Origin of the sequence: Chryseobacterium edaphi (assembly GCF_025628985.1) — a bacterium.
GTDB classification, from domain to species: domain Bacteria; phylum Bacteroidota; class Bacteroidia; order Flavobacteriales; family Weeksellaceae; genus Chryseobacterium; species Chryseobacterium edaphi.
Map to the genome: position 1 here is coordinate 31664 of NZ_JAOTEM010000001.1, position 19997 is coordinate 51660.

16 protein-coding genes are annotated in these 19997 nt (G+C 33.8%); 8 read left to right on the forward strand and 8 right to left on the reverse strand.

Annotated elements, in window-relative coordinates; all coding sequences use genetic code 11:
- Positions 1-400 precede the first annotated feature (400 nt).
- From NZ698_RS00155 to NZ698_RS00165, 3 genes are all read left to right on the forward strand, one after another.
- Positions 401-2074: a glutamine--tRNA ligase/YqeY domain fusion protein gene (locus NZ698_RS00155; protein WP_263000678.1), complete on the forward strand. Its 1674-nt coding sequence runs from the start codon at positions 401-403 to the stop codon at positions 2072-2074.
- A 308-nt stretch (positions 2075-2382) separates the two neighbouring features.
- Positions 2383-3546 carry an MFS transporter gene (locus NZ698_RS00160; RefSeq protein WP_263002580.1) on the forward strand — a complete coding sequence of 388 codons (1164 nt, stop codon included), beginning with the start codon at positions 2383-2385 and terminating at the stop codon, positions 3544-3546.
- Between the two features lie 124 nt (positions 3547-3670).
- Positions 3671-5701 (forward strand): TonB-dependent receptor, encoded by a 2031-nt coding sequence (locus tag NZ698_RS00165; protein ID WP_263000680.1) that lies wholly within the window; start codon positions 3671-3673, stop codon positions 5699-5701.
- A gap of 57 nt (positions 5702-5758) precedes the next feature.
- On the opposite strand, the gene NZ698_RS00170 is transcribed toward NZ698_RS00165, so the two are convergent.
- Positions 5759-6721, reverse strand: coding sequence for a YpdA family putative bacillithiol disulfide reductase (locus NZ698_RS00170; RefSeq protein ID WP_263000682.1), 963 nt, complete (start codon positions 6719-6721; stop codon positions 5759-5761).
- 196 nt (positions 6722-6917) lie between these two features.
- On the opposite strand from NZ698_RS00170, the gene NZ698_RS00175 reads away from it, so the two are divergent.
- Complete coding sequence (locus NZ698_RS00175; RefSeq protein ID WP_263000684.1) at positions 6918-7553, forward strand: hypothetical protein; 636 nt, start codon at positions 6918-6920, stop codon at positions 7551-7553.
- A 52-nt stretch (positions 7554-7605) separates the two neighbouring features.
- Here NZ698_RS00175 and NZ698_RS00180 read toward each other — a convergent pair whose 3' ends face one another.
- From NZ698_RS00180 to NZ698_RS00210, 7 genes are all read right to left on the reverse strand, one after another.
- Positions 7606-8919: a glycosyltransferase family protein gene (locus tag NZ698_RS00180; protein ID WP_263000686.1), complete on the reverse strand. Its 1314-nt coding sequence runs from the start codon at positions 8917-8919 to the stop codon at positions 7606-7608.
- A gap of 124 nt (positions 8920-9043) precedes the next feature.
- Positions 9044-11587 carry a YfhO family protein gene (locus tag NZ698_RS00185; RefSeq protein ID WP_263000688.1) on the reverse strand — a complete coding sequence of 848 codons (2544 nt, stop codon included), beginning with the start codon at positions 11585-11587 and terminating at the stop codon, positions 9044-9046.
- 60 nt (positions 11588-11647) lie between these two features.
- Positions 11648-11875 (reverse strand): hypothetical protein, encoded by a 228-nt coding sequence (locus NZ698_RS00190; protein WP_263000690.1) that lies wholly within the window; start codon positions 11873-11875, stop codon positions 11648-11650.
- A gap of 72 nt (positions 11876-11947) precedes the next feature.
- Positions 11948-12994 carry a DUF6263 family protein gene (locus NZ698_RS00195; protein ID WP_263000692.1) on the reverse strand — a complete coding sequence of 349 codons (1047 nt, stop codon included), beginning with the start codon at positions 12992-12994 and terminating at the stop codon, positions 11948-11950.
- A 73-nt stretch (positions 12995-13067) separates the two neighbouring features.
- Positions 13068-13868: a 23S rRNA (guanosine(2251)-2'-O)-methyltransferase RlmB gene (gene rlmB, locus NZ698_RS00200; protein WP_263000694.1), complete on the reverse strand. Its 801-nt coding sequence runs from the start codon at positions 13866-13868 to the stop codon at positions 13068-13070.
- A gap of 67 nt (positions 13869-13935) precedes the next feature.
- Positions 13936-14406 carry a DinB family protein gene (locus NZ698_RS00205; protein WP_263000695.1) on the reverse strand — a complete coding sequence of 157 codons (471 nt, stop codon included), beginning with the start codon at positions 14404-14406 and terminating at the stop codon, positions 13936-13938.
- Positions 14407-14633: 227 nt separating this feature from the next.
- Entirely contained in the window at positions 14634-15968 is a 1335-nt protein-coding gene (locus NZ698_RS00210) for a peptide-N-glycosidase F-related protein (RefSeq protein WP_263000697.1), read from the reverse strand.
- Between the two features lie 146 nt (positions 15969-16114).
- Here NZ698_RS00210 and NZ698_RS00215 point away from each other — a divergent pair, with 146 nt between their 5' ends.
- The 4 genes from NZ698_RS00215 (at position 16115) to NZ698_RS00230 (ending at position 19995) form a co-directional block, all read left to right on the forward strand.
- The gene (locus tag NZ698_RS00215; RefSeq protein WP_263000699.1) at positions 16115-17413 is read left to right on the forward strand and encodes a hypothetical protein; all 1299 of its coding nucleotides are present in this window, start codon (positions 16115-16117) and stop codon (positions 17411-17413) included.
- Positions 17414-17620: 207 nt separating this feature from the next.
- Positions 17621-18625 (forward strand): AAA family ATPase, encoded by a 1005-nt coding sequence (locus NZ698_RS00220; RefSeq protein ID WP_263000700.1) that lies wholly within the window; start codon positions 17621-17623, stop codon positions 18623-18625.
- A 30-nt stretch (positions 18626-18655) separates the two neighbouring features.
- A complete protein-coding gene (locus tag NZ698_RS00225; RefSeq protein WP_263000702.1) occupies positions 18656-19129 on the forward strand; it encodes a hypothetical protein in 474 nt (157 codons plus the stop codon).
- 2 nt (positions 19130-19131) lie between these two features.
- Positions 19132-19995: a DUF58 domain-containing protein gene (locus tag NZ698_RS00230; protein ID WP_263000704.1), complete on the forward strand. Its 864-nt coding sequence runs from the start codon at positions 19132-19134 to the stop codon at positions 19993-19995.
- The last annotated feature ends 2 nt before the right edge of the window (positions 19996-19997 follow it).

The window sequence follows — 19997 nt, forward strand, 5'->3', positions numbered from 1 at the left end:
TTCTAAAATATAAGAAAACGTTTTTTTAAATTTTTTCATAATAAAAGTTTAGTTTGACGTTAAGAATTTTAAGCATTACAAATGCCGTACCAATTGTAATCTAAAATATGTATGTGTAGTAGATTCTGAAAAGAATTTGTAGTTGTATCGTTGGGTTATGTGACTGTCAATCGAATAGAAAATGTCTTTTCACCTGAAGACAAAGAACTTACATTTTGTAGAAAATTCAATAAACATAATTAATAGTTTTTGTGAAATTCATTTTGGTTTTATAAAGTTCCGAAAAAGTTCTTAATTAAATGTTAATTTAAGATTAAAAATTAACGTTTTTTTTAACCCTTTAATTTTCTTAAATTTGCAAATTGCTGTGTACATCATGCAGCGACGTAAGTTTACTCTAATGGAAGAAGAAAAAAAATCACTCAATTTTATTGAGCAAATTATAGAAGATGATTTGGCTAACGGTATGAGAAATGATCAGATCCGTTTCCGTTTTCCGCCTGAACCCAATGGTTATCTGCATGTAGGTCATACAAAAGCGATCTGCATCAACTTTGGTTTGGGTGAAAAATACAATGCTCCCGTAAACCTTCGTTTCGACGATACAAACCCTGAAAAAGAAGAGCAGGAATTTGTAGATTCTATCATGAAAGATGTAGAATGGTTAGGTTTCAAATGGGATAAAGTTTTGTATGCATCTGATTACTTCCAGCAGCTTTATGATTGGGCAGTTCAGTTGATCAAAGAAAGAAAAGCTTATGTTGACGAACAACCTTCTGAAGTGATTACAGAACAAAGAAAAAACCCTGCAGAACCGGGGGTAGAATCACCATTCAGAAATCGTCCTGTTGAAGAATCTTTAGAGCTATTCGAAAAGATGAAAAATGGTGAGTTTGAAAGTGGCTCGATGTCTCTTCGTGCAAAAATTGATATGCTTTCACCCAACATGAATATGCGTGATCCTGTGATGTACAGGATTTTGAACAAACCGCACCACAGAACCGGTACAGACTGGAAAATTTACCCGATGTACGACTGGGCTCATGGAGAATCTGATTATCTTGAGCAGATTTCGCATTCACTATGTTCTTTAGAGTTTGAAAATCACAGACCGCTTTACAATTGGTATTTGGACCAGGTTTATGAAGAAGGAAAGGTTAAAAACAAGCAGAGAGAATTTGCAAGGATGAACGTTTCCTATATGATCACTTCCAAGAGAAAACTACAGAGGCTTGTTGGTGAAAATGTAGTTACTGGTTGGGATGATCCTAGAATGCCTACAATTTCAGGAATGAGAAGAAAAGGGTTTACCCCAACTTCGATCAGAAATTTTATTGATAAAGTAGGTGTTGCCAAAAGAGAAAATTTAATTTCAATTCAATTATTGGATTTCTGTGTACGTGAAGATCTGAACAAAGTTGCAAAACGTGTCATGGCGGTTGTAGATCCTGTAAAATTGGTGATTGAAAACTATCCTGCAGGACAGGAAGAATGGTTAGAAACCGAGAATAATCCTGAGCAGGAAAATGCCGGAACAAGACAGATTCCTTTCTCAAGAGAATTATATATTGAGCGTGAAGACTTCAAGGAAGAAGCAAATAATAAGTTCTTTAGATTAAAATTAGGCGGAGAAGTCCGTTTAAAATCTGCATACATCATCAAAGCTGAAAGAGTTGAGAAAGATGAAAACGGAGAAATTACAACAATCTATGCTTCATATGACGAAAAATCTAAGTCAGGAAGTGGAACTGAAGAGAGTTTAAGAAAAGTAAAAGGAACATTACACTGGGTTTCTGCACAACATGCAATTCCTGTGGATGTCAGAATTTACGATAACTTATTCACGGTAGAACAACCGGATGCTGAAAAAGATGTAGATTTCTTGAATTTCGTTAATCCAAATTCAGTGTCTACGATTCAGGGATTTGCTGAGCCAAGTCTGAAAGATGTTGCAGTGGGAGAACCACTTCAGTTTCAGAGAATTGGATATTTCACCAAAGATCAGGATTCTACGGATACAAATTTTGTATTCAACAGAACCGTAACATTAAAAGACTCCTATAAGCCGGAGTAAAAAATTTATTTATATCATTATAAATGAAACAGGGCTTAATTTTTTTAAGTCCTGTTTTTTTTATTTTAAATATTAATAACACAGATACTTTCAAACTTCAAATTCGTATCATTTGTTTAAAAATCAGTGCTATAAGTGTTTAAATAAGAAAAGAGTCACGAAGGGACGACTTAACAAAGGATAGGATAAAATCCTATCAAATTAAAAAGGTAAAAACCTCTATTAATTTAAATTTTAAAAAAAAGAAAACTGTGAAACTCATATATTTATATACAAGTTCATTCAAAGGACTTTCAAAAGAAAGCTGGATGTTGGCATTGGTAATGCTGATCAACCGTTCCGGCTCGATGGTACTTCCGTTTTTGGGAGTATATATGACCGCGCATTTGAAATTCAGTATCGAAAATACCGGAATTGTTTTAAGCTTTTTCGGAATTGGTTCTGTAATCGGTTCATGGTTGGGTGGATTCATCACTGACAGAATCGGAGAATATAAAGTTCAGTATTTCAGTTTATTGCTGAGCGTTCCGTTATTTTGCTTAATTCCGCTATTTAAAACCGAGGCAGGTGTTGCCATGATTATTTTACTGCAAAGTATTGTTAGTGATTCATTTCGTCCTGCCAACTCTGTGGCCATTACAAAATATGCAAAACCGGAGAATATTACCAGAGCATTTTCGCTCAATCGAATGGCGGTCAATTTAGGATTTTCCATTGGTCCTGCTCTGGGTGGAATTTTGTCTGCAATTTCTTACAACTTTTTATTTTACAGCAATGCTTTAGCCGCTTTATTGGCTGGTTTGCTTTACATTTCATTCTTTTACAAAAGAAATAAAATAGCAAAAATAAAAGCTAAAAAAGTAAAAGAAGTCATAGAAATTAAGAAAGAAAATTCGCCATATTTTGACGGTAAGTTTTTGATCTACTGTTTCTTTTGTATGTTGTTTTCTATCTGTTTCTTTCAGTTATTCAGTACATTAACGATATTTTACAAAGACACCGCTCATTTAAGTCAGCAAAATATCGGGTTTATTTTAGGCTACAGCGGATTTTTAGTGGTTTTACTTGAAATGGGATTGGTTCAGATTGCCGAAAAATATTTCAGCTTAGCCATTACAATGCTTATCGGAACTTTTATTTGCGGGTTTTCTTACGCCATGTTGGCTTTCGATTACAGTTTACTTGCGTTGTTGGTTTCAATGACTTTACTGTGCAACGGAGAAATATGGACGCTACCTTTTATGTCGACGATCACGGCTCTGCGGTCGGGAAACAACAATAAAGGAGCTTACATGGGCTTAAATGGGATTTCGTTTTCAATTGCATTCATCATCACTCCTTATTTGGGAACTTTGATTGCTGAAAAATTCGGATTTAATATTTTATGGATCGGAACCGGAGTTTTAGCAACCATTATCGCTATTGGATTTTATTTTATCGTTCCGTGGATGATCAAGGATAAAAAAGTTTAAATTAAAATCAATTATAAAAGGAAAGCCATATGATTTAATTTACGGCTTTCTTTTATTTAAAATTAAACCGCAAAAAATTCCAAAACTGTACAATTTTTGCTGATGCAAGTGTACAAATCATTTCATGACCAAATTTTACTTTTTAGCTTTCACATTTTATACTTCAATAGTTTTTTCGCAGAAAAAAGATTTCGCAACATTAATTTCGGAAGTACGGATTAACGCGTATAAAAAACCGACATCTTTCATCACTTCAACAAAATCTGTTTCTGTTGTTTCTGAAAATTTATTAAATCAAAATCCTCCCGAAAGATTATTAGAATCTATCAATCAGATTGCCGGAGCAAGAATGGAAGAACGTTCTCCCGGAAGTTATAGAATTTCCCTTCGTGGAAGTACTTTGCGATCGCCTTTTGGAGTTCGTAATGTTAAAGTTTATCTCGATGATTTCATTTTGTCTGATGCTTCGGGCAACACTTATTTTAACGTTATTTCTCCCGAACTCATCAACAGAATGGAAATTTTCAAAGGTCCGGAAAGTGGTGATTTTGGAGCAGCAACCGGTGGAACGGTTTTATTACAAACACAGAATTCAGAAAACACTTCAGCTAATATTTCTATTGGAAGTTATGGAACTTTTAATGAAAGCATAAATTTTTCCAAGCAATTTGGAAAACATTTTTTCCAGATTTTCCAGAATTATTACCGCACCGATTCGTACCGTGAACAGTCTGCAGTAGAAAGAAAACAGATTTTCCTTAAAGACAATTTCCAATACTCGAAAAATGCCGAGTTAAAAGCCATGATTCTCTTTTCTGATATCGACTATCAAACTCCGGGCGGATTGACTTTAGAACAAATGCAGCTCAACAGAAAGCAGGCAAGACCGAAAACAGCAACTGTTCCGGGCGCAAAAGAGCAGGATGCAGGAATTCGCAATAAAATGATTTTAGCAGGAATTTCTCATGAGTTTAAAATAATTCCAAATCTGTCGCATTTTGTTTTAGTTCAGGGTTCGTATGTAGATTTTGAAAATCCGTTTATTACCAATTATGAAAACCGTTTTGAGAGTAATTTTGCATTAAGAACTCATATTAATTATCAGCAGAACTGGAAAGACATATCGGCAGAATGGAGATTAGGTTTTGAAGGCGGAACCAATCATATTTTCGTTAAAAACTTTGATAACAATAAAGGAATTGAAGGAAATCCGCAGAATTTCGATAAGCTTAAAAATAATTCAGGATTCTTTTTTGTTTCCCAGAAATTGAATTTTAGTGAAAAACTGTTTTCGGATATTTCATTAAGTTTAAATTCAAATGCTTACGAATGGGAAAAGATTTTTCCAAGCTCTGAAAGCGGGAAAACGAAATTTAAAGATCAATTTCTTCCCAATTTCGGACTGACTTATCTTATCGGAAAAGGTTTTTCTGTACGGGGAAAAGTTGGAAAGGGAAATTCTGCTCCTACCAATGAGGAAATCCGCTCATCGAATCAGGAATTTAATTTAAATTTAGTTCCGGAATATGGCTGGAATAAAGAAATTGGAATCAAAAAACAGTTTGGAAATACAATTTTTGCAGAAGCTAGTTATTTTGACTTCAGAATGAAAGATGCAATCGTCAGAAGGCAAAATGATCGCGGACAGGAATTTTTTGTCAATTCCGGTGAAACCGTTCAAAAAGGTGTTGAGCTTTTAATAGAATCTAAAAATTTCAATCTTAAAAATGATTTTTTCAGTCATTTCAAATTTAGATTTTCGGGAAGTTTTTATGACTTTAAATTTCAAAATTATCAGCAGGGAGGAAGTGATTTTTCAGGAAATGATTTGACAGGAGTTCCAAAAACGACGATCAACAGTTTATTGAATTTTACTTTTTTCAATAAACTATCTGTAGATTATTCTCATTTCTATACTTCAAAAATACCTCTAAATGATGCGAATACGGTTTGGTCAGATTCTAATTTAATTGGCAATATCCAATTCAGATATCCTGTTCAATTTGATAAAACCAGGCTTGATTTATTTCTGCAAATTCAAAATTTGTACAATACAGATTATGTTTTAGGATTTGATATCAACGCTTTTGGAAACCGTTACTATAATCCCGCTGCAAAAAGGAATTTTGTTTTGGGTGTGAAGGTTGAATTTTAGTGCGTCAGTTATTTACTTTAAACATTAAGTTTGTCATTCCGGAGGAATCTCGACAATTTATTTGGAAATAATATGTTTAACAATCATTTCCGCATGAATCCTTGAGTTTTCGATAAACCAAAGATGGGTATCTTTTCCTCCACAAACCACACCTGCTAAATACAAATTCGGGATATTCGATTCCATTGTTTCAAGATTGTAAACAGGATTCAAACATTCTTCCTGAAGATCAATGCCAGAATTTTTCAGGAAATCAAAGTCGGGAAGATAACCGGTCATCGCCAAAACAAAATCGTTCTCAATTTCCTGAATTTCACCATTTTCATCTTCAAAAATAACAGAATTTTCTTTGATTTCTAATAGCTTTGAGTTAAAATGAGCTTTTATGCTTCCTTCTTCAATCCTATTTTCAATATCTGGTTTTACCCAATATTTTACATTTTTTGAAATCTCAGAATGACGGATAATCATCGTTACTTCAGCACCTTTTCTGTAGGTTTCCAATGCAGCATCTACCGAAGAATTACTAGACCCGACTACTACTATTTTTTGTTTTGCATAAGGATATGGTTCTGTATAATAATGTTTTACTTTTTCTAAATTTTCTCCGGGAATGTTCATCAAATTCGGGATGTCATAAAATCCTGTAGAAATAATGACGTTTTTCGCCAGATATTTTGATTTTGAAGTTTTAATTTCAAATATTTTTTCTTTTTTAGAGACATTTAGAACTTTCTCATACAATTTGACATTCAGGTTTTTCTGTCTTGCAATTCCCTGATAATATTCCAAAGCTTCCTGTCTTCCTGGTTTTGGAGCAGTAGAAATAAAAGGAATTTCAGCAATCTCTAATTTTTCGGCGGTCGAAAAAAATCTCATATACAAAGGATAATTGTAAAGCGAATTGACAATCGTACCTTTTTCAATAATTAAATAACTGAGATTATTTTTCTTGGCTTCGAGCGCACAATTTAAACCAATTGGTCCGGCTCCGATAATGAGAATATCTAGAATTTCCATCTAACAAATTTACAAAAATACATTCGCCAATGGTTTGATCTAAAAGCAAAAATTAAATTGACAATTAATATCTTCAAAACTTCAAAACATAAAAACTTTAATAGTCCAAAACTCTCCAACTCTAAAACCCTCCAACTCCCAAAACCCTTCAACCCCAAAATGGCATCGCTTTTGGACTTTTTCGTAAAATTTTATAATGAGAAAAATCTTCGCAGTACTTTTGCTTCTAATTATATTTTCATGTGAAAAAAAGCAGGATAAAAATCCCGCAGTTTCAACGGATAACCTCAAAAGATCAAACGAAAGAACCGACACAAAACAAGACGCTCTTTCCAAAGAAGTTGCTTTAAAAAAGACGAATGATGAAGTTTTACAAGCCTTGAAAGTCGGTTATTACGATATTTTTGCCAATTATATTCATCCACAGAAAGGAGTGAGATTTTCAATGTATGCTTTTGTTAATAAAAACGAAGACAAGCAATTCTCAAAAGCAGATTTTGAAAAATATTTACCTTCAAAAACTGTTTTTACGTGGGGATCAAGAGACGGATCGGGCGAAGTTTATAAAGCTACACTTAACAAATATCTTCACGATTGGGTCTTCAAAAAAGATTTTACGAAATCTGAATATTCATTTAATACTTTTCAGGCAGGAGGAAATTCTCTCAACAATTTAAAAGAGATATATCCAAATAGTAATTTTACCGAAAATTATATTTCCGGTTCCGAAAAGAGTGGCGGAATGGATTGGAATGCTTTACGTTTTGTCTTCGAAGAGTTTGACGGAAAGTATTATATTATTGCCGTCATCAATGATGAATGGACGATCTAAAATTCCCTTTCTTTGAAGGGGGTGGATTCAACGAAGTTGAAGACGAGGTAGTTTATAAAATATCAGCTAAATTTTTGGTTAAATTTCTTCTTGAAAACTTGTCGATGTTTCCTTTGCTTTCCTGAAGATTTCCACCTTTCCAAAGTTCAAATTTTTCTTGAATGAAATTTTTAATAGCTTCAGAATCCTGATAACTGAAATGTTTTCCTGCATTTGTTTCATCTAAAATTTTAGCAACATCAGCTTCATTTGGACCAAATGAAATAATCTGTTTTCCGGTTGCTAAATATTCAAATATCTTTCCAGGAATAATCCCTTTCGAAGATTCATTAGGAAAATTGGTAATCAAAAGCATCGAAGAATTTGCCATTTCACCAATTGCTTTATCATGTGACAAATATCCAAGATTGTCGATATGATTTTTTAAACTTGAAGTTTCAATTGATTGCAAAATTTTATCATCAATTCTCCCTACAAATTTTAATTTAAAATTTTCTGCAAATTCATCATTTGATTTAACTAAATCATCAAGCGCTTTCCAGAGATTTTCAGGATTTCTGAGTTGCTCAAGAACACCAATGTAGCTGAGTGTGAATTTTGTTTGAGAGTTTAAGGGCTCTAGCGTTTGAGATTGTGAGAATTTGAGGGTTTTTGTAGCATCGTTTTCATCAAAACCATTTGTAATACAAACTGCATTGGCTCCGTTTTCTCTGAAATTTTCAGCATCTGTGTAGCTTGTTGCTAAAGTAATATCTGCATTTTTGAAAACATCACTTTCCATTTGACGGTGCTTTTTGTCAGACTTGTTGGTGAGTTTTAAATGTTTGTAATACGAAATTTCTGTCCACGGATCGCGGAAATCGGCAATCCATTTGATATCTGGAAATTTTTGTTTTAGTTGTAAACCAATCAAATGTAAAGAATGTGGCGGTCCTGAAGTAACGACCACATCAATTTTATTAATCTTTAAATACTGCTCAAGAAATTTTACAGAAGGATTTACCCAAAAAACTCTTGCATCAGGAATAAAAAAATTTCCTCTTACCCAAATTGATAATTTAGATTTCCAGCTTTGATTGTTCCCTACATCAAATTGTCCGGCTTTGAATTTTTTATTGCTTTTATTGAGTTTTTCTGCCAGTTGATAGGGCTCCCAGATTTTAGTTTTTATAATTTCTAAATTCTCAGGAACGTCTTTCATCAAGCTTTCATCAATCAAAGGATAACTCGGATTTTCTGGAGTAAAAATAATCGGTTCCCAGCCAAATTCAGGTAGATATTTTGCAAACTTCAACCATCGCTGAACGCCGGGTCCACCTGCAGGAGGCCAGTAATAAGTGATGATAAGGATTTTTTTTTCCTGCATAACAATTAAATTCCAAACGAAAGCATCTTATTTTCTTAAAAGCGTAAGAGAAACTTTTATGGTGGAAATTTTAACCATTAAGAATGAAATTAAGTAGTTAAAATTATTAAGTTTAGCTTCGCTTTTACAGTTTCTCCTCAACTAGAATTTCTCTTTTATCTCTTTTGCGGTACATAAAATAAATTCCAAAACCACTCAACAATACAAACAATCCAAAACATATTAGAGAAATCCATTTTCCGGTTTCAATTACTTTAGGTTCAAAAACCATTCTGATGCTATGTTCTCCGGCAGGAACATGAACTGCACGCAAAAGATAATCTACTTTGATATATGGAACTTCTTTTTCGTCAACAAACATTTTCCAGCCGTGAGGATAATAAATCTCTGAAATAACAGCTAACTGTGGAGTTTTCGATTGAGACTTAAACTCGAGTTCGTTCGCTTCGTATTTCGTTAAATTAATGGATGCTGTAGAATCTGCCTGAACCTGTTTTCCGCTGAAATAAGTTTTGTCGGAAGCGTTAATAACGGCTGTTTTCTTAGAATCAATATTTCCGAGTGATTTAATTTCTTCATCCGGAGTATTTACAAATTTCAGATCACCTACGAACCATGCATTTCCATTCGCATTAGGATTAGGAACAACTTGCGGCTCCTGCGGATTTCCGAAAATCATGTATTTTGTATTCAGTAAATTCAGGATTTTTGGCGTTTTTACGCTGTCTGCGTTTGAAATATATTCATTTAATAAATCATCATAGCGTCTCAGTCTTACTGCGTGATAACCACCAATTGAAGAGGTGAAATAAGATGTATTGGTTTCACTAGTAACACCCAAAACCTGATTGTAAACTCTGTAGTGTTTTTTATCTTTTTCAGCGATCGTTTCCAAGGTTTTATTGACAGGAATACTTGCTAAAATAGATTGTAAATTTGGATTATCACCCACTTTTTCAGCCAGATAATCTGAACCTTCAGTCTGGAAAGGATTTTCCGCAAAAATTTTATCAACGTAATTTTCATCATTCAGATAACGTTTGTTGACAGTCCAAAGATCAAATAAACTAACGACTCCGATAATGATCAAAGCAACATTCTGATTTAATTTTTGTTTTAAGCTAAAGAATAAAACAGCTGCGGTAATTCCAACATACAGTAAAGCTTTAATCGCATCAATTCTGAATAATTTGAATCTTTCTTCCGTTAAATAATCCAATAAGAAAGGTGGTAAATAAGTTTTTTCGTTATCGGTGTGGAAACCTAATAATGATTTTCCGAACAAGATCAATATTAAAGTTAAACCTAAAACTCCTCCGCTTACATACGTGAGAACTTTCTTTTTATAATCTTCCTCTAATTTTGAATCGGTGTAAAATCTGTACAACCCGATAATCGCAATCAAAGGAAATAATAATTCTATCACCACCAAAATCGAAGAAGGCGCTCTGAATTTGCTGTAAAAAGGAATATATTCAATAAAGAAATCTGAAAGGAACATAAAGTTGCTTCCCCAAGCTAAAAGAATCGTCAGAATTGTTGCTCCTAAAATCCAGTAACGGTATTTTTTTGATGCGAAAAAGAATCCTAAAAGTGCTAAGAAACAGACAATTGCTCCTTGATAAGCAGGTCCTGAAGTTCCCGGTTGATCTCCCCAATAAGTTACGCTTCCGAAACCTTTGGAAATTCTGTCGTATTCTGCCTGAGAAGTCACGTTTTCCTGTACAAGCTCCTGAACTTTAGTCATCATTTCTGCTGCTTCAGGTTCCTGGCTTCCACCTCCCATTAATCTTGGGATGAAAAGATTTAAGGTTTCCAATTTGCCATAACTCCACATCAGAATGCTTTCCTTATCCATTCCTGAATTTCCGGCAGTATGATTTTCAGTATTTAAAATTTGTTTTCCTCTTACTGTCTCTTTAATGTATTCAGAGTTGGCCATGATTCTTTGGGAATTCATTCCGACACCAATGGCTAAAGCTGAAGCAATAATTCCGGATGAGACCAGGAAATGCTTCATCGGAGTTTTGTTTTTAAGAGCTCTGATTAATTCAGATAAAAATAAAAATCCAAGTCCCAAGAATAAATAATAGGTCATTTGTGGATGATTGGCAGCGACCTGTAATCCGAAGAATAGAGTTGTGACAATAAATCCGAGGACATATTTTTTTCTGATATAAACCAACAAAATCCCCGCTAAAAGTGGTGCAAAATATTCGATGGTATTAACTTTACCATTGTGTCCTGCTGCAATAATGATATAAAAATAGGTTGAAAGTCCGAAAAAAGTGGCTCCCAAAAGTGCATATTTCCAGTTTCTGACAGCGACCATTCCCAAAAGGAAAAACCCTGAAAATAGAAGAAAAAGATAGTTGACAGGTCTTGGAAGTATATTAAGATAACTGTCTAAGTTTTTAATAATATCACCTTCAAAACGGCTTCCCATTTGATAAGTCGGCATTCCTCCAAACATAGAATCACTCCAATAAGTTTCTTTATCAAAACTGTCTCTGAAATCTATAAGTTCTTTAGCTCCGCCTCGATACTGAACAATGTCATGCTGAAAGAGTTGCTTTCCCGTAAAAACAGGAGTGGAATATAAAAATGCTAAAACTAAGAATGCAACGATGGAAATTGCAATGTAAATTAAGTTTTTATTTTTTGCCATTTTGGTTATCAGTAGATATTAAATTTAGATGTTTTTGAGATTTAGAAAATATTTAATAAATTATCTTTTCTCTTTCACTTCTTCATAGTCCACAGTTTCTGCGTCCCACTTTACTTTTTTCTCAATATTTGTATTTGCGTTTTTGGTTTCCTTCGCCTGATTGTTATTGGGTCTGAAACCAGTATATTTATAAAATTTGTTGAAGAATATTCTTTTTAAAATATTCCAGACAAAGAAAATAATAATGGTAGCGAGAACTACCTCAAAAATACCTTTAATCAAAGACATAATTATTTAATATTTAAAATTCAAAGTTTGATTATCGTCTAAAGAACGCTAAAATTCTCAAACCCTAAAACTCTATTTTGCTGCAGGATTCACCATCACAGAAGAATTAGAAACACTCTTCATACTCTGAGATTGTTTTCCATCTGAAATTGTTTCAACCTGAGTAGTTTTTACATTGATATTCTGATTGGTAATCCAACCTGTGTTTTGGTCAAATTTAATCGTTCCGTTTTGAGCCAGTTCGCTGCTAATGCTGTGAGTCATTTCGCCCTGAGATTTTTTCTCTTCTTTCTTAGGAATTCCTCCGGTTACAGAAATTTCAGCAATACCGTTTCCAACACTTTTCAGGACGTAATTTGAAGTTACTTTATATTTTCCGGTTTCGTCTGCACTTTCGCTTGTAGTCCATTTTTCACCGATTTTCACTCCTTTCTTAGGAATAATGGTTAAATTTTTCGAAAACTGATCTTTCAAAACTTTTTCGTTAAAAGTTTGTTTAAGACTGGCAACAGCACTCGCTTTTTGGTTGGCATCTTTGATAAGCGTTCCAAGTGCGTTTCCAATTTTAGTATAAATAGGTTCAAAACCTGTAATTGAGATCACGTTTCCTTTGCTGTCCATCTTCATATTCAGTTCGTTACCGGTCAAAGCACGGTTTACATTCCAGATCATTTTAAGATTGTCTTCTTTAGGAATTGCCTGTTTTGTATCTACAACAATAGTTTTTCCGTCTGCACTTTGAGAATTTCTTTTTCCAATCAGATTGATGGTGATATCGTAAATTCCACCTTTCACATCATTTACTGTAAAAGTCATTTCGTCTGTAGATTCACTCGTTCCGTTCAGGGTTTTTCCTGAAGGATCGGTCATCGTTTTTACATCTCTCTGATAAGTTGTCAAAGGATACGTCTTTCCCTTCTCCAATTTAAAAGTTTGAGTGAAAACTCCCAAAGAGTCTTTGATTGCAGGATTTGCTTTTACTTCAGCTACAGAATCCGCAGGAACTTCTACCGTAATGGTTTTTCCGGTTTTGGGATCTACTTTGGTTATTATTGCGGTTTCTTTTTTACAAGAAACAATGGCTAAAGAAATGAGTGCTATTGCTGCTATATTTTTCATAAATGATATTCTAATTTGTAATTTTCCTTTCCAATTTTAGGAAAGTGATTTTTCTTTTTAAATTTAAATCTGATTAATTAACTTTCATTAATTTTTGTCTCATCGCTTCGTAAAGTATGGCTCCACAAGCTACAGAAACATTCAGTGACTGAGTTTTTCCTTCAATTGGAAGTTTTATTTTTTCGTCCGAATGATGCAGAACTTCTTTAGAAATGCCGGTTTCTTCATTGCCCATTACGATTGCACAAGGTTCTGTGAAATTCACATCGTAAATCAATTTTTGTGCTTTTTCAGTTGCTGCAAACACAGAAACTCCGCTTTGCTGTAAATAATCGACAACGTGCGCTAAATTATTTTCTTTGCAGATTTTGATATTGTACATCGCTCCCGCAGAAGTTTTTATCGCATCAGAATTGATGGGTGCTCCACCTTTTTCGGGGATAACAACCGCGTGAATTCCTACACATTCTGCTGTTCTACAGATCGCTCCAAAGTTTCGGACATCTGTTAATCTGTCTAAGATTAATATAAAAGGCACTTTTCCTTCCTCAAATAATTCAGGAATGATATTTTCAATTTTGTGAAAAGGGACATCTGAAATAAACGCTACAACGCCTTGGTGATTTTTTCTTGTAAAACGGTTCAGTTTCTCAACAGGAACGTAATTTGGACGAATTTTATATTTTGCTAAAACAGCTTTTAGTTCTGCATAAATTTCTCCCTGCAAAGCGTTTTGTACAAAGATTTTGTCTATCGTTTTTCCAGCTTCAATAGCTTCTAATACGGGACGAAGTCCGAATATAAAGTCGTCTTTTTTATTAGGTTCTGAATTTCTAAATTCAAGTTTTGAGTTCTTATGTTGAAAATCTTCCAAAATTTTATTCTTTTATATTTTTTAATGAATAAACTTAATTATTCAAACTTATTTTTTGTTTGGCTTTTTAGCCTTTTTCTCCTAAAATTGCTCTCTTTTGTGCCATTGCATAACCGTAATGCAGGCTTTCGTGCATGTTGTTGAAAATAATTGCATCCTGAATACTTTTCAGATCCATCCCAAAACTTGTAGTATAAGGAGTGTAATCTGAAAAGAAATCGCTGTCATAATCTTTCATCAAAATCTTCGAAGTTTCGGTTAAAAGAAATTCAAGATCTTCCACTTCAGACTTCTGGACATTGAGATTGGGCATTGTTCCTTTTTTGTAAGTTTCAATCCAGTATTTATCGATTCTGAAAGGATTACCACTAAGGTAATAATGTAGCAATTGCTGTGTGGCAACGGTATGTGCAATATTCCAATACATATTGTTATTAAAACCATCTGGAATTAATAGAAGATCTTCATGAGAAGTTTCTTGTAAGACGTCCAAAAGGTTTTTTCTAATCTGTCTGTGAGCTTGAAAATGATAATTCATATTTCAAAAATTTAATCACCAAAAATAGTTTAATAAACTGAAAATGACAATTTTTTGAATGGAGTATAAGAGTTAAAATTTTTTAAATTTTAAAGATAAATAGAATTTTTAAACAAAAACGCATTAAAAAAACCTCCTATGGAGAATATCCAAGAGGAGGTTTTTAGCTTTTTAAATCTAGTTGATTGGCAGATTTTTAAAATAAAATTATTTTAGTTTCAGGTATTTTATTTTTTGATGATTTTATGTTTGAAAGTTGTACCATCTTTCAAAACAATATTTAAAATATACACTCCAGTGTTGTATGAAGAAATATTTATTTTGTTTTCTTTAAAATTTTCTGTTAGTTTTCTTCCATCCATACTGAAAAGAGTCATTGAAGCTACATCTATTTTTGATTTTATATTTACGAAATCAGAAGTAGGATTAGGATAAATGCTAACATCTACTGATTTGATGTCTTTTACATCCATATTAGCACTATTTTTACTTTGCATGTAAATAGATAGAAAAACATCTCCTTGTTGTTGGTTGAAAACAGCTGCTGGTATTGTATGTTTAAGGGTGTGGGTTCCTGCGGTCATACTAGTCATTATAAAACTTCTGATAGGAACAGCATCACCGGGACACCAGTTATTCCAGGCAGTCCAGTCAGCAGTTGAACTAGGCGTGGTGCCATAGATTCCGTTTCCTTGTGTATTGTAAACCCTAAATGGTTCGCAAGAAGTACCTCCAGGTTTATAGGTAAGCATTTGTACATCATCTATATAGGTGAAGTTATCTCTTCTCACATATTCTTCACCACCAGCATTTGCTCCGTGAGGTGTAGATATTACGAAAAACTGAGCATCCGTTATTGCATTGGGTAGATTGAACGTTGTAATTCTCACAGTTTGTCCTGGAACATCTGTACTATTGTAATTATTTAATTTGCTGTAATTTAATATTGGGGTGAGGTTATTGTAACTTGTTGGAGTTGCGCTTGCATTGGTAGAGAAAAAAGTAAGTGTTCCTTTAAAAACGTCATTCCTGCCTGAGCATCCAGCAATTTCAGTTTGTGCTGCATAAGGAACACCGAAAACATCAAGTTCCATATACATGTCGTAAGTGTTTCGCAATGTTGCATCATGAAACACATTATACAAATTACTTAGATTATAGGTATAAGGAACTTCTAAAGGCGAAACATTTTTATTCATAAAAGGAGTAATGTATCTGGCTACCTCAATCCTTTTCACATTTGCATCATCTACAGTATATGTAGGTTGGTTTTTTGGAACCATGGCTAAAAAAACACTTCCCAATCGGTCATAATTATCACACAAAGCTCCAATGGTTACTCTCATAGCAATCTTTGCTTTAAAGCCATCTAACTCAGCGTCTGTCATTTTTCTTGCATACCTCGCATTTGTTAACCGAATGAGACCTGTAGGCACAGGTTGAGATACTAAAGCTGCATAACCATCGTAATAAACTGCTTCGGAAATGATATTCGTTCTTGTAGTTTGTGAATTAAAAAATCCCGTGATTAAAACGCTTAAAAAAAATAGCTTTTTATACATACCATTAGTATTTTTAGAGTTGTGTGCAAATGTATCAAAAATAAATTAAAATAAATAAATATTTATAATTAAATTATCATAATCAATTGCGAATAATCAAAATAAATTATTAAATTCGCACATTATTAACTATTGATCTATTAAAGATGAGAAAGAAATTACTTTTATTTTTATTGTTGGCGACTTTGATGTCTAATGCCCAAATAAATTTAAACATTGGAAGCACGGATGTAGGAGTAGCGCCTGTAAGTAGTTTTTTTTCGTACTCTTATGTTCAGCAGATATATCCTAAACAAGAAATAAATGCTAATTCTGCAGGGAATATTACAGGTCTAACATTTTATGTAGATCCTTCAGTAACTATCTCAGATTCTTCGAGTTGGACTGTATATCTTGGTCTCAGTACAAAAACCGCTTTCACTTCTAATACAGATTGGGTTCCTGTAACGCAGCTTACTCAGGTATTTACAGGAACGGTAACTAATAATAATGGTCAGGTTGTGGTTACCTTTACAACCCCATTTGCTTATAATAATACTGATAATTTAATAATTGCTACAAAAGAAAACTCGCAAAGTATTGATATTAATAATTTTAACGAAGTTTTCCGTGTTTATCCGCATCTTCCATCTTCTACACTTTATTACAGAAGAGATCTTGCAACGATTGACCCTGCATCTCCACCAGCAGGTTTGAGAGCTGGTTATAAATCGTCAGTTACATTTTCAGGACTAACTCCTAATACCACTCCTGCTTGCCCATTTGTTACCTATCCGGCAAATAATCAGCAGATGGTTCTTTTATCTCCTATTATTAAATGGCTTGCAGTACCTGGAGTAAATTCTTATAAAGTTTCAATAGGAACTAGTGCGGGAGCTACGGATGTTGTTAATCAGCAGGTAGTACTTACTAATAGTTTCACTCCATCTACTCCTCTTGTTCAAAATACAAATTATTACTTGAGGGTTACTTCTGTTTCAGGTGGTTTAGAATCTTCAGGTTGTACAGATGTGGTTTTTAAAACTATTCCGCCACCACCGGTAAATGATGCTTGTTCTGGTGCTTTAGTAGCCACTGTTTTCCCTTATGTATATACACAAACTGATGCTGCCGCTGCAACGAATAATGCTGGATTTATAACTACTTGTCCTGATGCGATGAATGACGGTACGTGGTTCAAATTCACAGGAGATGGTGGTGTATTTAATCTTAAAGTAACTATGCCTGCAAGTAGTGCTGATTTTGATCCTCAAATGGGAGTTTACAGAGGCAGTTGCGGTAGTTTATTATGCGTTGGTACATTAGATAGTAATGGTGGCGGCGGTACGGAATCTGCTAATTTGACTACTACGGCGGGTATGGTTTATTATATCAATGTAGGATCTTACGAAGAGACGGTAGATGTTCCGGAAAATGTATTCACCTTTACGATCACGAAACTATAATAGATAACTTATATTTTTTATAAATACATCCTGTTTGTCAAACCGATAAACAGGATGAATTTTTTATAATCGCAAAAAAATCAATTGTCATCTTGATTACCTTATTAGCTATAAAATATTTAACAAATTTTAACTCAAAAATGGCATTCATTGTGTTGATTAATGCAAGTATTTATTAGAAATTTACCAATTATTTTAATTTAAACTATGTCAGATTCATATCAAGCAGAAGACATTCGTCAACTCACGGAAAAAGTAAGAGAGCAGAATTATTTCTTTTCACTTTTGAGGCAGGAAATCAATAAAGTAATTATCGGGCAGGAATACATGATAGACCGACTTTTGGTTGGGCTTTTGGGTAATGGTCACGTTTTGCTTGAGGGAGTTCCAGGGTTGGCAAAAACATTGGCGATAAAAACCTTGGCAGAAGCTGTACATGGTGATTTTTCCAGAATTCAGTTCACGCCCGATCTTCTTCCTGCAGATGTTGTGGGAACGATGATTTATAATATTAAAGAAAACGATTTTTCGATAAAAAAAGGTCCCGTTTTCGCAAACTTCGTGCTTGCGGATGAGATCAACAGAGCTCCGGCGAAAGTACAGTCGGCTCTTTTGGAAGTGATGCAGGAAAAACAGGTAACTATTGGTGACGAAACGATGCCTTTACCAAAACCATTTTTAGTTTTGGCAACGCAAAACCCGATTGATCAGGAAGGAACTTATCTTCTGCCAGAAGCGCAAAGCGACCGTTTTATGCTGAAATGTACTATCGATTATCCGGAATTTGAGGACGAAAGAAAAGTTATGAGAATGGTTTCCACTTCACATATACACGATGTGAAACCTGTAATTTCTTTACAAAATATTGTTGAGGCAAAATCAATTGTCAACCAGATTTATCTTGATGAAAAGATTGAGAAATACATTCTTGATATGGTTTTTGCAACACGTTTTCCCGAAAAATACGGTCTTTCTGAATTGAAAAATTACATTAGTTTCGGAGCCTCACCAAGAGCATCAATCAACTTGGCCATTGCTTCAAGAGCGTATGCGTTTTTGAGAGGAAGAGCATTTGTCATTCCTGAAGATGTAAAAGAATTGGCAAAAGATGTATTAAGACACAGAATCGGATTGACTTTTGAAGCAGAAGCAGAAGAAATAACTTCTGAAGAAATTGTGAATAGGATTTTGGCTAAAATTCAAGCGCCCTAATTATTTTTTTTAAACTAAAATTTATCTCTGATGGATTGGAAATATTTGAAGGAAGAAATTTATTTTTCTGACGGTTCATTAAGAGATATTTATGTTTTAAATACTTCAAGAGAAGATTGGCAGAAATGGATTGACTTTGTAAATGGAAATTATGAAATTGAGTTTCATTATTGTGATCATAAAGGTAACAGGTTGACTAGTAAAAAAATAATTTCAAAATATGTTTTCAATTCTTGGGATCGTATAAATGATTTTACGAATGATGCGACTATAAGTATTGAGGGTGTAATTGTTAAATGTCACTTTTTCGGAGAAGAAGAAATTGAAAATGATATTGATCCAAATGAAGTTAAAACATTGGAAGACCATTATTTGATTATTAACTATTTAAAATCAATTTCAAAAATTTTAAATAAAGAAGTTATATTAACTCTTGAAAATTATTCTGTCAAACCTAAGGGAAAGTTAATTGTTGTAGATAGTGATCAAGTTTTTATGAATTAAGAATGCAGATAAAAGACATCATAAAAAAAGTAAAGCAGATAGAAATCCGTACTCGAAAGAAGACGGAAGCTTCTTTGATGGGACAATATAACAGTGCTTTTAAAGGACAAGGGATGACTTTTTCTGAAGTCCGTCCTTATCAATTTGGTGATGAAATCCGTAGAATCGACTGGAACAAAACTGCACGTTTCCGTGAACCATTTGTGAAAGTAATGGAAGAAGAGCGTGAACTGACCATGATGATTCTGGTTGATATTTCTGCTTCAATGGATTACGGAACAAAAACTCAGCTGAAAAGAGAATATGTCGCAGAAATTGCCGCAAGTTTAGGATTTTCAGCAGCCGGAAATAATGATAAAGTGGGTTTGATTTTGTTCGCTGATAAAGTCTATAAAGTGATTCCGCCACAAAAAGGAAGAAAGCATATTTTGTCGATTATAAGTAATATTTTGACCGCAGATTATATTCCTGCAGTTTCAAAAATTGATAAGGCTTTAGAATATATGATGGAAATTTTTAAGAGAAAATCTCTCGTGTTTTTGCTTTCGGATTTTGGTGATGATTATGATTCTAAAATGCTTCGCGTTGCATCAAAAAAACATCAGCTTTTGGGAATGAGAATTTTCGATGAAAAAGACAATGAAATTCCCGATGTAGGTTACACTATTTTTCATGATGCCGAAACAGGAAAAGAAATTTGGGTCAATACATCAAATGCAAGATGGAGATATACTTTTGCCGAGGCTCAAAAACAAAAATTAAGAGCTTTGGAAGAAGATTTCGCCAACAGTTCGGCAAGCTTTATGAATATTAAAACGAGCGATGATTATTCAAAGTTGTTGTATCATTATTTTCAGAAAAAATAAAT